At 71.4% G+C, this 14,561-nt stretch carries 10 protein-coding genes; 6 read left to right on the top strand and 4 right to left on the bottom strand.

The genetic code is table 11. The features are described 5' to 3' along the window. Window positions 1–286: 286 nt before the first annotated feature. From ACFC1R_RS26170 to ACFC1R_RS26160, 3 genes are all read right to left on the bottom strand, one after another. Window positions 287–1,474: an acyltransferase gene (locus ACFC1R_RS26170; RefSeq protein WP_375942567.1), complete on the bottom strand. Its 1,188-nt coding sequence runs from the start codon at window positions 1,472–1,474 to the stop codon at window positions 287–289. 89 nt (window positions 1,475–1,563) lie between these two features. Beyond that, on the bottom strand, window positions 1,564–3,720 hold the full coding sequence (locus tag ACFC1R_RS26165) for a bifunctional polysaccharide deacetylase/glycosyltransferase family 2 protein (RefSeq protein WP_375942563.1): 2,157 nt from the start codon (window positions 3,718–3,720) through the stop codon (window positions 1,564–1,566). Between the two features lie 38 nt (window positions 3,721–3,758). After that, entirely contained in the window at window positions 3,759–4,310 is a 552-nt protein-coding gene (locus tag ACFC1R_RS26160; protein WP_375942561.1) for a hypothetical protein, read from the bottom strand. 241 nt (window positions 4,311–4,551) lie between these two features. Between ACFC1R_RS26160 and ACFC1R_RS26155 the strand changes: the two genes are divergently transcribed. Then, on the top strand, window positions 4,552–5,601 hold the full coding sequence (locus ACFC1R_RS26155; RefSeq protein ID WP_375942559.1) for a glycoside hydrolase family 26 protein: 1,050 nt from the start codon (window positions 4,552–4,554) through the stop codon (window positions 5,599–5,601). Window positions 5,602–5,684: 83 nt separating this feature from the next. On the opposite strand, the gene ACFC1R_RS26150 is transcribed toward ACFC1R_RS26155, so the two are convergent. Continuing rightward, window positions 5,685–7,277, bottom strand: coding sequence for a PucR family transcriptional regulator (locus tag ACFC1R_RS26150; RefSeq protein ID WP_375942557.1), 1,593 nt, complete (start codon window positions 7,275–7,277; stop codon window positions 5,685–5,687). Between the two features lie 398 nt (window positions 7,278–7,675). On the opposite strand from ACFC1R_RS26150, the gene ACFC1R_RS26145 reads away from it, so the two are divergent. The 5 genes from ACFC1R_RS26145 to ACFC1R_RS26125 all read left to right on the top strand — a co-directional run bounded on the left by ACFC1R_RS26145 (window position 7,676) and on the right by ACFC1R_RS26125 (window position 14,501). Further along, window positions 7,676–8,563, top strand: coding sequence for an FAD binding domain-containing protein (locus ACFC1R_RS26145; RefSeq protein WP_375942555.1), 888 nt, complete (start codon window positions 7,676–7,678; stop codon window positions 8,561–8,563). After that, window positions 8,560–9,045, top strand: coding sequence for a (2Fe-2S)-binding protein (locus ACFC1R_RS26140; RefSeq protein WP_045298165.1), 486 nt, complete (start codon window positions 8,560–8,562; stop codon window positions 9,043–9,045). Before ACFC1R_RS26145 ends, ACFC1R_RS26140 begins: the two co-directional genes overlap by 4 nt. Further along, window positions 9,042–11,480 carry a xanthine dehydrogenase subunit D gene (gene pucD, locus ACFC1R_RS26135; protein WP_375942553.1) on the top strand — a complete coding sequence of 813 codons (2,439 nt, stop codon included), beginning with the start codon at window positions 9,042–9,044 and terminating at the stop codon, window positions 11,478–11,480. The genes ACFC1R_RS26140 and pucD overlap by 4 nt, the downstream gene beginning before the upstream one ends. Window positions 11,481–11,742: 262 nt before the next feature. Next, complete coding sequence (locus tag ACFC1R_RS26130) at window positions 11,743–13,236, top strand: NCS2 family permease (RefSeq protein ID WP_375942551.1); 1,494 nt, start codon at window positions 11,743–11,745, stop codon at window positions 13,234–13,236. 80 nt (window positions 13,237–13,316) lie between these two features. Further along, window positions 13,317–14,501, top strand: a complete 1,185-nt coding sequence (locus ACFC1R_RS26125; protein ID WP_375942549.1) for an XdhC family protein — start codon at window positions 13,317–13,319, stop codon at window positions 14,499–14,501. The last annotated feature ends 60 nt before the right edge of the window (window positions 14,502–14,561 follow it).

Genomic DNA, 14,561 nt, shown 5'->3' with positions numbered 1-14,561 from the left:
ACTGACGTGGAACGCCGGCGGGGCCCGCCGAACCGTTACGGCGGGCCCCTCCTGCGTTCCCAGACCACTTCCAGGTTGGGTTCATCGGTCGTCCAGCAATCCCAGCCGCCACTCAGCCGCTCTCCCGGACCGGCTCGGCCGGTCCGGGAGAGCGGTTCGAGCGGTCCCGGGGAGCGGCGCGAGCGGTCCCGGGGAGCGGCGCGAGCGGTCCGGACGGCAGCTCAGTCGAATCCGGGGAGCAGTGCGGCCGGTGCGGGCGAACAGTGCGAGCGGTCCGGACGGCGGCTCAGTCGAGTCCGGGGAGCCGGCGCTTTCCGCGTTGGCGCCTGGGCCACGGAAAGAGCCTGAGGGAACGTTTCGCCGCCAGGTCCTCCATCCACCCGAAGCACAGGACGAACAGTGCGATCAGCGGGAGCGCGATCATCAGCGGGAACCAGTGGCTCCGCAGCAGCCACTGGCCGTGCTGGAACATGAAGTCGACGTCCCAGAGCCGGTCGATGATCGGGATGGCCAGCACCAGCGCGGTGTTGTGCCAGAGGTAGACGCTCACCGCCCGGGCGTTCAGCAGGCTGATCAGGCCGTTCCAGCGTTCCAGCGGTCGGGGCCAGCGCTCCCAGGACGGGCTGAGATGGAGCAGCAGCAGGACGAAGCCGAACGACCAGACCGCCTGGGCGATCGGAACGCTGTCCAGGTCGCTGGGGACGGTCGGGTCCTCCACCGGCCTGCTGAGCAGCCACCAGATGCCGGCCACCATGATCAGTGGTGCCACCGACGGGGCCAGGTACTGCGGCAGCTTGCGCAGCAGCCCCTCCTGGTGGGCCATGCCGAGGATCCAGCAGGAGCCGAAGGTGGTGAAGTCGGTGACGGTCTCCCAGATCCGTCCCTCCTGGTCGAACAGGCCGGAGTTGATCAGGATCGAGAGCGCGAGCGGGGTGAACACCGTGATCCACGGCTGCCTGCGCAGCGCCTTCAGCATCAGCGGCGAGAGCAGCACGTACCAGAGGTAGGCGCGCAGGTACCAGAGCGGCACCGCGATCTGCTCGGCCCAGGTCGGCTCGACCACGCCGTGGAAGCCGTGCAGGTTGTCGCCGAACGGCGGGGTGCTCAGCGGCAGCACCCAGAACGCCAGCTTGCCCCACCACCAGGCCGGGTGGCCCTCGGAGTTCGGGCCCCAGCCGTCGAGCACCATGGCGGTGATCAGAATGGCGCCGAACAGCCACATCGGCGGCAGCAGGCGGCGCAGTCGTCCCCGGATGACGCTGAGCGCCGGACGGCTGAGCGAACGGGCCATCAGCGACCCGGCCAGCGCGAACATCACGCCCATCGACGGGAAGACCAGCGGCAGCCAGGCCCAGCCGAAGTTGTGGTAGAGCACCACCCGGCCCAGGGCCAGGGCCCGCAGCAGGTCCAGGTACCGGTCGCGGCCGCCCTTGCGGGGTGCCGGGGCCGCCTCGACGCTCTCCTCGACCGGCAGGGCGTCGGGGCGCTGCCGGGGTATGCGCAGTTGGATGGTCTCGGAGTGCAGGTCCGGGACGAAGGCGTACGGCTCGGAAGCGGACACGGTCAGACCTCCACGATCGGTGCCGCGACCTCACCGGTGCGCCGCAGTTTCTGCCAGCGCAGTCGGCCACCGGTCACCGCCGTGATCGAGGACTGCAGCAGGACCAGGTACATCAGCTGCCGGTAGACCACCTGCTGGACCGGCAGGGTCACCAGGTGCCAGGGCTTCTCGCCGTCCAGCCGGAAGGCGTACCAGGCGAGGCCGCCCTGGACCAGCAGCACGGCGGCCCAGGCGCCGAGGGTGCTCGGGGCGTCCACGAAGAACACCCCGTAGAGCAGGAAGAGGTCGATCAGCGGGGCCAGCAGCGGGGCCAGCACACCGAAGAGCACCACCAGCGGCAGGCCGACCCGGCCGAAGCGGCCGGCCGGGCCCCGGTCGAACACCGCGCGGCGGTGCTTCCACATCGCCTGCATGGTGCCGTAACTCCAGCGGTACCGCTGCGACCACAGCTGCTGCATGGAGGCCGGGGCCTCGGTCCAGGCCCTGGCCCGCTCGGCGTAGACGACCCGCCAGCCCTGGCAGAGCATCGCCATGGTGATGTCGGTGTCCTCGGCGAGCGTGTCGTCGCTCATCCCGCCGACCTGGACCAGGGCGCTGCGGCGGAACGCGCCGATGGCCCCGGGGATGGTCGGCATGATGTTGAGCGAGTCGTACATCCGGCGGTCGAGGTTGAAGCCCATCACGTACTCGATGTGCTGCCAGGCCCCGATCAGGGTGTCCCGGTTGCCGACCTTGGCGTTCCCGGCGACCGCGCCGACGCCCGGGTCCGCGAACGGCTGGATCAGCTCCCGCACGGTGGACGGCTCGAAGACGGTGTCGCCGTCCATCATCACCACGATGTCGTGGGAGGCGTTGGCGATGCCGTTGTTGAGGGCGGTGGACTTGCCGCCGTTGGGCTGGCGGACCAGCCGGACGTTCGGCAGCGCCATCTCCTCGACGATCTCCGAGGTGCCGTCGGTGGACCCGTCGTCGATGACGATGATCTCGATCGGATGGTCACTGGCCGCCAGTGAGACCAGGGTGTTGGCGATGCACTCGCGCTCGTTGTAGGCGGGGACCAGCACCGTCGCGGGGCCGGTCACCGGTGGCCCCCAGGAGAAGTCGGGGCGACGCGCGCGGCGGGCGTGGCGGGTGGCCAGCACCAGCATCAGCGCGAACCGGGCGAAGACCAGCGCGCCGACCACGGCCAGCAGGCCGACCAGCCAGGGCAGCACGTGGACCGCGATCTGGGTGCAGAGGATGAACGCCTTGCCCGCCCAGAGCTGGTAGCCGTGCACCGGGACCATGGTGTCGGAGGCGCCCAGGGCCTCGCCGATGCTGGCGAAGCGGTAGTTCTGGGCCTGCAGCTTGTCGATGATCTGGCCGAGCGCCGCCACCGTCTGGGACCGGTCGCCACCGGCGTCGTGCAGCAGCACCAGCTCGCCCTTGCCGGGCACCTTGGGCATCGCCGTCTTGACGATCTCGTCCACACCGGGACGCTTCCAGTCGTCGGTGTCCGAGTCGATGAAGGCGGTGAGGTAGCCCCGCTTGCCGATCTCCTTGGCCACCGGCCAGGTCCAGTCGTCCAGGGCGTCCGCGGTGGAGGAGTACGGCGGCCGGAAGAGCGAGGAGTGCACGCCCGCGACGCCCGCCAGCGCCAGCTGGGTCTGGCCCAGCTCCCAGGCGAGCCGGGTCTTGGACTGCAGCGCCAGGTCGGGGTGGGTGAAGGTGTGCACACCGATCTCGTTGCCGCCGGCCACGATCTTGCGGATCAGGTCCGGGTTGTGGGCCGTCATCGAGCCGGTGACGAAGAAGGTGGCGTGGATGTGGTGGGCCGCCAGCAGATCGAGGATCTTCGGCGTCCACACCGGGTCCGGGCCGTCGTCGAAGCTCAGCACCACGGTGTGGTCCGGGACGGAGTAGCTGACGGGGTGGTCGTTCTTCGCGCCCCGGGCGTCGATGATCGGACCACCGGTCAGCAGGTTCGGCGGCACCGTGGTCTTGTCGACCGAGACGGCGATCCGGGAGTCGTGGAAGACCTCGTTGGTGGCCATGCCCCGCAGCACGAGCATGGCGAGCAGGCAGACCAGCAGGGTGACCGGGAGGAAGAAGCGCAGGGGTGGGGCGGCAAGCCGACGCGGCCGAAGGATCGACTGCCGACGGCGCTGATGGCGGGACATGGGTACCTGGATCCGGAACGGGACGAACGGGACGTCGGTCAGTGGTGGCTGGGCTGGGCCGTGGGCTGCGGCTTCGCCGCGTGGGTTCCGGTCGTCGCACTGGACGAGTGGCTCGGGTGGGCGCCCGCGGCGGCCGGCTTCCCGGTGGGCGCGGCGGTGGCGGCGGATCGCGCGCCGGCGGAGGCCGAGGCGCCGGCACCGGGGTGCCCGGCGGCCGAGGGGCTGCCGGTCACGTGCCCCAGGACCGGGTGACCGGATGCCGGTGCCGATGCCGAGCCGGTGGCCGGCGGCGGGCTCCCCATCGGCGAACCGAAGGCGGCGGGCAGCCCGGTGGCACTCGGCCAGGGGCTCGTGATGGTGCTGGACGGCTGGGGCGGCACCTGGAGTGCGGGGGCCTGTGACTGCAGGCCGATGAGACTACTGGTGAGCGCTGCCGCGACCATGGCGCTGGCAAGGCCGACCAGCCAGCCGAAGCCGCGCAGCCGGCGCCCGCGAGTACCGGACTGGTCGACGAAGACCGGGGAGTGACTCGCGGCCGGGGCGGCTGATCCGGTCTCAGGACGCTCGGATCGGAGAAGTGGTGGTGCCACCGAGGGCGGGCCTTTCCGAAGAAACGGGGGCAGTGTCTGCTGCAAGGGAGGACGGTAATGCACTCTCATTAACCGAATCTGGGAGAATGTTCGATTTGGGTGGATCTGGGCACCTCTTGTGACCTGATCGCAATTCCTCCTGGAACATGACACTTCGCAGGCCGGTCCGACGACCTCATAGGATGCGCGGAAGCCCGCCGACGCACTCGGCCCGAACATCCCGGTCAGGAACGGCCCCCCCTTGATCAGAAGCGCACTCGCCGCCCGCGGACTCCAGCACCTGCACCGCCGTGCGGTCGCCCTGGCCGTCGCCGCCCCGCTGCTGCTGACGGCGTGCAGCACCGGCGGCGGCGGTGGCGACAGCACCGCCGCACCCGCGAGTGCGACCACCGGCCCGACGGCCTCCGCGTCGGCCCCGCCCTACGACGCATCGGCCCTGCGCAAGCCCGCCGGACGGTTGTTCGGTGTGGCGTCCGACGGAGCGGTCGGCGACCTCGCACCGGTCACCGCCTTCGCCGCCAAGGCCGGGCACCAGCCGGACGTCCGCGAGTACTACCAGGAGTGGGGGGACGACTTCGACCCGGCGGGCAACACCAAGCTGTGGCACAACGGCCAGGTCCCGTTGCTCAGCTGGGTGCCCGAGCAGGCCCCGCTCGCCCGGATCGCCTCGGGCGGCGAGGACGCCTACCTGGTCAGGTTCGCCCAGCAGGTCCGCTCGTACCAGGGCCCACTGGTGATCAGCTTCGCCCCCGAGATGAACGGCGGCTGGACCGCGTGGGGCCCGGGGCACGCCACCCCCGCGGACTTCGTCAGCGCCTGGCGGCACATCCACGACGTGTTCCGGCAGCAGGCCACCACCAACGTGATCTGGGTCTGGACCCCGCACGTCGGCGACTCGGGCACGCCGGCGGCGCTGCGCCCGTACTACCCCGGTGACGACTACCTCGACTGGGTCGGCCTGATCGGCTACTACGGCCCGCAGGACGGCAGCGACTACCGCACCCTGTTCACCCCGACCATCCGCACGGTCAGGTCGTTCTCCGGAAAGCCCCTGCTGATCGCCGAGACCGGGGTGGCGGAGGGCCCGCGCAAGGTCGCCCAGATCGACGACCTGTTCGGCGGCGCGGCGGCGAGCGACGGCCTGATCGGACTGATCTGGTACGACCTGCGCAGGCAGTGGCCCGGCAGCAAGCAGCCGACCGACTGGCGGGTGGACAGCTCGGCCGCGTCCGCCGCCGAGGTGGTCAAGCAGGCCGCCCAGCAGAAGTTCGGCTTCCGGGTCGCCCCCTGACGGACCGTCAGGAAGAGCACCCGCCCCCGGCGCGGGTCGGCCCGGGGGTGCGGCGGGGCCTGCGACCGGGCCGGCTCCGGGGGCTAGGCCAGCTCCAGGGCCAGGTAGAAGTCGACCCGGTCCTCCAGGCGGGAGAGGTCGCGGCCGGTCAGCTCCTCGATCCGGCCGATCCGGTACCGCAAGGTGTTGACGTGGACGTGCAGTTGGGCCGCGCAGCGGGTCCAGGAGCCGTCCGAGCGCAGGAACGCCTCCAGGGTGCGGACCAGGTCGGCCTGGTGCTCGATGTCGTAGCCGATGACCCGGTCGAGCAGCCGGCTGCGGAAGGCGCGCCGGACCTCGTCCGGGACCGCCGCCAACAGCAGGACGTGCGAGGCGAGTTCCTCCGGTCCGGCGACACAGACCCGGCCGACCCGGGCGGCGGCGATCCGGCGGGCGTGCCTGGCCTCCTCCAGGGCGCCGCGCAGTCCGCCGGCCTCCGAGGCGGGGGCGGAGACGCCGACGGTGATCCGGCCCTCCGAGCCGAGACCGGCCTCCAGCGGGGCGAGCAGGTCGCGCAACGCCTCGGCGGGAACGGCGGATTCGAGGACCGGCAGCACCACCACGGCACCGGTGCCCGCACCGGCCACCAGGGCGCGGTCGGTCGCGTCGGTGAGAGCTTCCTCCAGGATTGAACGCACCGCCCCTTCGGGTAGGCCCGTCCCTTCGGCGCTGAGCACCAGCCAACTGCCGTCCGGCGCCATCGGCTTCTGCTCGGGGCCCTCGTACCGGGCGGCCATCGCCGAGGAGGCGTACAGCGTCCTGCTGATCTCGGCCGGATCGGCGTCACGCTGAAGGAGCGTCAGCGCCTCGTCGGCGAGGCGGCGGCGCAGCCGGCGGCCCTCGTCCCTGCGGGTGCGCTCGGCGGCGACCAGCCGGGCCAGGTTCTCGGCGAGCTGCTGGCGCTTGGTGGTCCACTCGGTGACGTCACCGGCCACCGCGAGCACCCAGTCGGCGAGCGGCGACTCGGTCTCCGGGGTGGCGGAGGCGGGCAGCAGCGAGTACGAGCCGGTGGCCAGCCGGGCCCGGTGCGGGGGGCGGCGGCGCTGGCGCTGGGCGGCGAGGTGGGCGCGGACCAGCTGGTCGCGGTCCTCGGCACCGAGCCGTTCGGCCGGTCCCGCGACCACCCGTCCGGTGGGGGTGAGCACCCAGCAGTCCAGGTCGAGGTCGCCGCCGAGCAGGTCGAGCACGGCGTCCAGGCCGCCGCCGCCCGCCGCCGAGACCAGCAGCCGGTGCCGGTCGACCAGGGCGGCGAGGTCGGCGGCCCGGTCGGCCGAGACCTGACGGCCGATGAACTCGGTGAGGGTGCTGAAGGCGATGTCGTCGGGGACCGCGAGCAGCGGCATCCGGTGCCGGCGACAGGCGTCCACCAGGTCCTCGGGGACCGGTCCGACCTCGGCCTCGCCCGCCGCCAGTGCGACCGCGCCACCGGCCACGATGGTCCGCACGAAGCGCTCGGAGTCCTCGGGTGCGGTCCGCCAGAGCATGCCGGTGAGCACCAGCTCACCGCCGAGCAGGTAGCGGCCCGGGTCGTGCAGGTCCGTGGTCATGACACCGCTGACCTGCCGGTCGAGCTCGTCCTCGGCCGCGAGCAACCGCAGCCGCGGGGCGCCGGGGGCGAGCAGGTCACGGACGCGCATCCGCAGACTCCTTCGTCTGAATGGGGGTGGGGGGCTCACAGTGTGCCCGAGATCCGATGGTCGGTGTTACGTATCAACCGGCGCCCGGGTCACGGGCCCGTAGCTTCGGAATCACGGCCGGATTACGGTCGTAGGTAGCAGTGGACACTCCGCTGTACAGGGCAATTGTCCGCCTTAGAGGAACGTACAGGATGTCCGGCAGGACCAAGGCAAGGGCTTCATGCCATCGGTGACTGCCTGTGGGCCCCGTCACGGCGGTTCACTGGCCACACGCCGCCGGACACACCCCGGTGACCAGGACTCGCCCCGCAGGCAACGAGGTGGTGGCACGGTCCGGAACACCGGGTTTGGGCACTGTGCCCACAGTCTGGCTGGCGACGACTTGAGGAGACACCCGCATGGAGTTCCTTCGGCCCGCTACCTGGGACGAGGCGCTCGCGGCGAAGGCTGAGTACCCGACCGCGCTGCCCATCTCGGGTGGTACGGACGTGATGGTCGAGATGAACTTCGACGTGCACCGGCCATCCGCGATTCTCGACCTGAACCGCATCACCGAGCTCACCGAGTGGTCGATCGACGGCGACGTGGTGAGGCTCGGCGCCTCCGTTCCGTACTCCCGGATCATCAACGAGCTGTCCGGTCCCCTCCCCGGCCTCGCGCTGGCGGCGCACACCGTCGGATCCCCGCAGATCCGCAACCGTGGCGGTGTCGGCGGCAACCTCGGCGCGGCCTCGCCCGCCGGCGACTCGCACCCCGCGCTGCTCGCCGCCGGACGTGACGTGTTCGTCGAGGTCGCCTCGGTCCGCGGCACCCGGATGATCGCCATCGACGACTTCTACGTCGGGGTGAAGCGCAACTCGATGGAGCAGGACGAGCTGATCCGCGCGGTGCACATCCCGGTCGCGGACGGCCCGCAGCAGTTCTCGAAGATCGGCACCCGCAACGCGATGGTCATCGCGGTCTGCGCCTTCGGCTTCGCGCTGCACCCCAGGAACGGCACGGTCGGCACCGGTATCGGCTCGGCCGCCCCCACGCCGCGCCGCGCCGTCGAGGCCGAGCAGTACCTGCAGGGCGTGCTCGCCGAGCGCGGGCTGTGGGAGTCCGGCGACCTGCTCGGCACCGAGGTGATCCAGAAGTTCGGCGAGCTGGTCAAGGCCGCGGCGTCCCCGATCGACGACGTCCGGGGCACCGCCGACTACCGGCGGCACGCGCTGGCCGTGATGGCCCGCCGCACCCTCACCTGGACGTGGAACGACTACAGCAAGCAGATCAGGAGCGCGGCATGAGGGTCACTTTCACCGCCAACGGCAAGCCGGTGGAGGCCGACGACGTCTGGGAGGGCGAGAGCCTCCTGTACGTGCTGCGCGAGCGGGTCGGCCTGCCGGGCTCGAAGAACGCCTGTGAGCAGGGCGAGTGCGGCTCCTGCACGGTCTACCTGGACGGCACCCCGGTCTGCTCGTGCCTGGTCGCGGCCGGCCAGGTGCAGGACCGCGAGGTCCGCACCGTCGAGGGCCTGGCCGAGGAGAACGGCGAGCTGGGCCTGGTCCAGCAGGCGTTCATCGACGCCGGCGCGGTGCAGTGCGGCTTCTGCACCCCCGGGCTGCTGGTGCAGACCGACGCGCTGCTGGAGACGGACGCCCAGCCGAGCGACTCCGACATCCGCGAGGCGCTGTCGGGCAACCTGTGCCGCTGCACCGGCTACGAGAAGATCATGGACGCGGTGCGGCTCGCTTCCGCCCGCAAGTGCGCTAAGGCGGCCTCCGAATGAACGAGCGAAGTGAGCGGACCGTCCGGCACGGCGCTCGGCAGGGCCACGGCACGGGCGAGGCGAGGGCGGCAGGGACCGGCACCCGCACCATCCAGGGGCAGAAGAACCTGCAGGACATCCGGCAGGCCAGCAAGGACGGGATCGGCGGCTCGCCGCTGCGCCCCGACGGCACGCTGAAGGTCAAGGGCGAGTTCGCGTACTCGTCCGACATGTGGCACGAGGACATGCTCTGGGGCACGGCGCTGCGCTCGCCGCACCCCCGGGCCGACATCCTCTCGGTGGACATCTCCGAGGCGCTCAAGGTCCCCGGCGTCTACGCGGTGCTGACCCACGACGACATCCCGGGCTCCAAGTTCTACGGCCTGGAGATCCAGGACCAGCCGGCCCTGGCCATCGACAAGGTCCGCTACCACGGTGAGGCCATCGCGCTGGTCGCGGCGGACCACCCGGAGACGGCCCGCCGCGCGGTGAAGAAGATCAAGGTCGAGTACCGGGTGCTCACCCCGATCGTCACCGAGGAGCAGTGCCTCAACCCCGAGGTGCACGGCTACGTGCACGAGCCGCACGAGTACAAGTCGCACGGCTCCGGCAACATCGTGCACTCGCAGAAGCTGGTCTCCGGCGGCGGCGTCACCGACGAGATCCGCGCCCTGGCCGACGTGATCGTCAAGTCCGACTACGAGGTCGGCATGCAGGACCAGGCCTTCCTCGGCCCGGAGTCCGGCCTCGCGGTGCCCGCCGAGGACGGCGGCATCGACCTCTACATCGCCACCCAGTGGCTGCACGTGGACCGCCAGCAGATGGCTCCCGTGCTCGCCCTGCCGGAGGAGAAGGTCCGCCTCACCCTCGCCGGGGTCGGCGGCGCCTTCGGCGGCCGCGAGGACCTGTCGATGCAGATCCACGCCTGCCTGCTGGCCCAGCACACCGGCAAGCCGGTCAAGATCGTCTACTCCCGTGACGAGTCCTTCTTCGGCCACGTGCACCGCCACCCGGCGAAGATGACCTACGAGCACGGCGCCACCCGCGACGGCAAGCTGGTCTTCGCCGACGCCCGGATCGTGCTGGACGGCGGCGCGTACGCCTCCGCCTCCCCCGCCGTCGTCGGCAACGCGGCCTCGCTGGGCCACGGCCCGTACGTCATCCCGAACGTGCGGATGGAGGCCATCGCCCTCTACAGCAACAACCCGTCCTGCGGCGCCATGCGCGGCTTCGGCGCGGTGCAGGCGGCCTTCGCCTACGAGTCGCAGATGGACAAGCTGGCCGCCGCCCTCGGCATGGACCCGGTCGAGCTGCGTCAGCTGAACGCGATGGCCGAGGGCGACTACATGCCCACCGGTCAGCAGATCGACTCGCCGGCCCCGGTCGCCGAGCTGCTGCAGCGGGTCAAGGACATGCCGCTGCCGCCGCCGCTGGACCTCGACGACCTCGACATCCGGCAGCTCCCGGGCGCGCTGTCCAACACCTCGCACGGTGAGGGCATCGTCCGCGGCGTCGGCTACTCGGTCGGCATCAAGAACGTCGGCTTCTCCGAGGGCTTCGACGACTACTCCACCGCCCGGGTGCGGATCGAGGTCATCGGCGGCGAGCCGGTCGCCATGGTGCACACCGCGATGGCCGAGGTCGGCCAGGGCGGCGTCACCGTGCACGCCCAGATCGTGCGCACCGAGCTCGGCGTCGAGCAGGTCACCATCCACCCGGCCAACACCGAGGTCGGCTCGGCCGGTTCCACCTCCGCCTCGCGCCAGACCTACATGACCGGTGGCGCGGTGAAGCTGGCCGCCGAGGCGGTCAAGCAGGCCGTGATCGACAAGGGCCGCCGCCGCTACGGCTGGACCCAGAGCGACCTGACGCTGATCGGCGGCAAGGTGGTCTCGGAGTCCCAGGGCCCGCTGATCTCCGTCGTCGACCTGCTCGGTGACGAGGCGATCGACCTCACCCGTGAGCACCACCACCGGCCGACCGTGCCGTTCGACAAGGAGACCGGGCAGGGCTTCGGCCACGTCCAGTACACCTTCTGCGCCAACCGCGCGGTGGTCGACGTGGACGTGGAGCTCGGCCTGGTGAAGGTGGTCGAGCTGACCGCCGCCCAGGACGTCGGCAAGGCGCTCAACCCGCTCTCGGTGATCGGCCAGATCCAGGGCGGCTGCACCCAGGCCCTCGGCCTGGCCGTGATGGAGGAGATCATCGTCAAGGACGGGAAGGTGCGCAACGCCTCCTTCACCGACTACCTGATCCCCACCATCCTGGACACCCCGCCGATCCCGGTGGACGTCCTGGAGCGCCCGGACCCGCACGCCCCGTACGGGCTGCGCGGCGTCGGCGAGGCCCCCACCGTCTCCGCCACGCCGTCCATCGTCGCCGCCATCCGCGCCGCGACCGGTCTGGCGCTCAACCGGATCCCGGTCCGCCCGGAGCACCTGACCGACACGCTCTGACGACAGACCTCCCCGGGGCGGCGACCGTCTTCCCCGCCGCCCCGGGGGTGCACCACCCATCCCGCCAGGAACACGCAATGCCCGCCACACCCCTTATCCGCTGCCTCTCCCACGCCGGGGTTCTGCAGCGGTGCGCACCACCCTCGCACCGCAGGCACCGCTGAGTGCCCTCGTGAGTCGAGCAGTCCCCCTGCGCCAGACCCTCAACTGGCAGTCAGGTCGGCTCGCCCACCCCAACCCCCTATGACACTTGGGAGTGGACATGACCCGGATCCCCACGGAGACCGGCACCACTGAAGACGACAGACCCGCCACCGACGACTCCCTCACGTCGTCAGTGGCACCCCCGCCGAAGAACGCGCTGGACGCCTACTTCAAGATCTCCGCACGCGGCTCGACCTTCGGCAACGAGCTCCGCGGTGGCCTCACCACGTTCATGGCGATGGCCTACATCATCCTGCTCAACCCGATCCTGCTGGGCGGCGCCGACAAGACCGGCGCCCACATGGACCACGCGCAGCTGACCACCGCGACCGCTCTCGCCGCCGCGGTCACCACCATCCTGATGGGCGTGGTCGGCAACGTACCGCTGGCCGTCGCCGCCGGGCTCTCGGTGTCCAGCGCGCTCTCCGCGATGGTCGCCCCGCACACCACCTGGCCCCAGGCCATGGGCTTGTGTGTGATCTACGGCCTGCTGATCGTGCTGCTGGTGGTCTCCGGCCTGCGCGAGAAGATCATGAACGGCATCCCGCTGCCGCTCAAGCACGCGATCACCATCGGCATCGGCCTGTTCGTCACCCTGATCGGCCTGTTCAAGGCCGGCTTCGTGCACCACGGTCCGGACCCGTTCGGACCGCCGGTGTCGCTCGGCCCCAACAGCGAGCTGTCCGGCTGGCCGGTCCTGATCTTCTCGCTCACGCTGCTGACGATCTTCGTCCTGCTGGCCCGCAAGGTCCGCGGCGCCATCCTGATCGGGATCGCCGGCGGCACCGTGGTCGCGTTCGTCGTGAACGCGGTCGCCGACCTCCCGGCGAAGACCTGGAGCAGCTCCGTCCCGACCTGGCCGGGCAGCCCGGTCTCCACGCCCGACTTCGGGCTCTTCGGCCACCTCGACCTGTTCGGCGCCTTCGGCAGCAGCGGCATGGGCGCGATCAGCGCGACCGTCGCGGTCTTCACCCTGGTCCTGGCCGGCTTCTTCGACGCGATGGCCACCATCATCGGTGTCGGTACCGAGGCGGGGCTCGCCGACAAGCAGGGCCGGATGCCCGGTCTGTCCAAGGCGCTGTTCATCGACGGTGCCGGCGGCGCCATCGGCGGTGTGGCCGGTGCCTCCGGCCAGACGGTCTTCGTCGAGTCCGCCACCGGTGTCGGTGACGGGGCCCGCACCGGGATGGCCTCCGTGGTCACCGGTGCGTTCTTCGCCCTGATGCTGTTCTTCTCCCCGCTGGCCGGCATCGTCCCGGTCGAGGTCGCCTCCGCCGCCCTGGTCGTGATCGGCTCGATGATGATGAGTCAGGCCAGGCACATCGACTGGGCCGACCGCGAGGTCGCCATCCCGGCCTTCCTCACCTGCGTCCTGATGCCCTTCACGTACAACATCACCGCCGGTGTGGCGGCCGGTGTCGTCTCGTACACGGTCATCAAGGCCGGCACCGGCAAGTGGCGCGAGCCCGGCCCGCTGATGTGGGTCCTGACCGCCGTCTTCGTGGTGTACTTCGCGCTCAGCCCGATCAAGTCCTGGCTGGGCGTCCACTAGCACCACCCGTCGTGGTGCGGGGGCCGAGGCTCCCGCACCACGGCGATCCCCATCCCCGACCCGTGTGAGGAGCCCCCGACATGCAGGACATCGCCGAGCAGCTGCAGAGCTGGCACGCATCCGGGCGCTCCTTCGCCGTCGCCACCGTGGTCGGCGTCTCCGGCAGCGCACCGCGCGACCCGGGGGCCGCACTCGCCGTGGACGCCTCCGGCGAGGCGATCGGCTCGGTCTCCGGCGGCTGTGTCGAGGGTGCGGTGTACGAGCTGTGCCAACAGGCCATCGCCTCCGGCGAGCCGGTTCTCGAACGCTTCGGCTACAGCGACGAGGACGCCTTCGCGGTCGGCCTGACCTGCGGCGGCGTGCTGGACGTCTTCGTCCAGCCGATCACCCCCGGCGCCGACGCCGCACTGGACGCCGGGATCACCTACGTCGCCTCCGGCACCCCCGTCTCGCTCGCCCGGGTGATCGACGGGCCCGCCGCGCTGCTCGGCGCCACCGTCGCCGTCACCGCCGACACCCACCACGGCTCGCTCTCCCCCGCCCCCTCGACCACCGCCGCGCTGGAACGCGCCGTGGTGGCCGAGGCCAGGGCCATGCTGGACGCCGGACGCACCGGCCGGGTCGTCCTCGCCCTGGACGGCCGTCCCTGCGACGAGGAGGAGCAGGGCACCGTCACCTTCTTCGTCGAGTCCTACGTCCCGGCACCCCGGATGATCGTCTTCGGTGCGATCGACTTCGCCGCGGCGGTGGTCCGGATCGGCCGGTTCCTCGGCTACCACGTGACCGTCTGCGACGCCCGGCCGGTCTTCGCCACCAGGCGCCGGTTCCCGGACGCCGACGAGGTCGTGGTCGATTGGCCGCACCGCTACCTGGACTCGCAGCTGGAGAAGATCGACGGCCGCACCGTGCTGTGCGTCCTCACCCACGACGCCAAGTTCGACATCCCGCTGCTGGAACGCGCCCTGCGGCTGCCGGTCGGCTACGTCGGCGCGATGGGCTCGCGCCGGACCCACCGCGACCGCAACGCGAAGCTCCGCGAGGTCGGCCTCACCGAGGCCGAGATCGGCCGGCTGCGCTCCCCGATCGGTCTGGACCTCGGTGCCCGCACCCCCGAGGAGACCGCCGTCTCGGTCGCCGCCGAGATCGTCGCCCACCGCCGGGGCGGCAGCTGCCTCCCGCTCTCCACCGGCCACGGCCCCATCCACCACGACCTGACGCACACCGACGGCAGTCGGCGGACCAAGCCCCGGCCGCACGCCGCGTAGGCGGGCGCGCGCACCCTTGGTACGCGCGCCCCTTGCCGTCCACGGCCCGGCGGAGGATTC

Origin of the sequence: Kitasatospora sp. NPDC056138 (assembly GCF_042264695.1) — a bacterium.
In the GTDB taxonomy this organism is placed as follows: domain Bacteria; phylum Actinomycetota; class Actinomycetes; order Streptomycetales; family Streptomycetaceae; genus Kitasatospora.
Note: the sequence above shows the minus strand (reverse complement) of the source record. Positions and strands in the feature narration are given on the sequence as shown.

Bases quoted from the DNA above. Each gene is read 5' to 3' on its own strand.
- ACFC1R_RS26150 (WP_375942557.1), bottom strand. From the start codon at position 7,277: ATGCGCGTCCGTGACCTGCTCGCCCCCGGCGCCCCGCGGCTGCGGTTG.
- ACFC1R_RS26145 (WP_375942555.1), top strand. From the start codon at position 7,676: ATGGAGTTCCTTCGGCCCGCTACCTGGGACGAGGCGCTCGCGGCGAAG.
- ACFC1R_RS26140 (WP_045298165.1), top strand. From the start codon at position 8,560: ATGAGGGTCACTTTCACCGCCAACGGCAAGCCGGTGGAGGCCGACGAC.
- pucD (WP_375942553.1), top strand. From the start codon at position 9,042: ATGAACGAGCGAAGTGAGCGGACCGTCCGGCACGGCGCTCGGCAGGGC.
- ACFC1R_RS26130 (WP_375942551.1), top strand. From the start codon at position 11,743: ATGACCCGGATCCCCACGGAGACCGGCACCACTGAAGACGACAGACCC.
- ACFC1R_RS26125 (WP_375942549.1), top strand. From the start codon at position 13,317: ATGCAGGACATCGCCGAGCAGCTGCAGAGCTGGCACGCATCCGGGCGC.
- ACFC1R_RS26165 (WP_375942563.1), bottom strand. From the start codon at position 3,720: ATGTCCCGCCATCAGCGCCGTCGGCAGTCGATCCTTCGGCCGCGTCGG.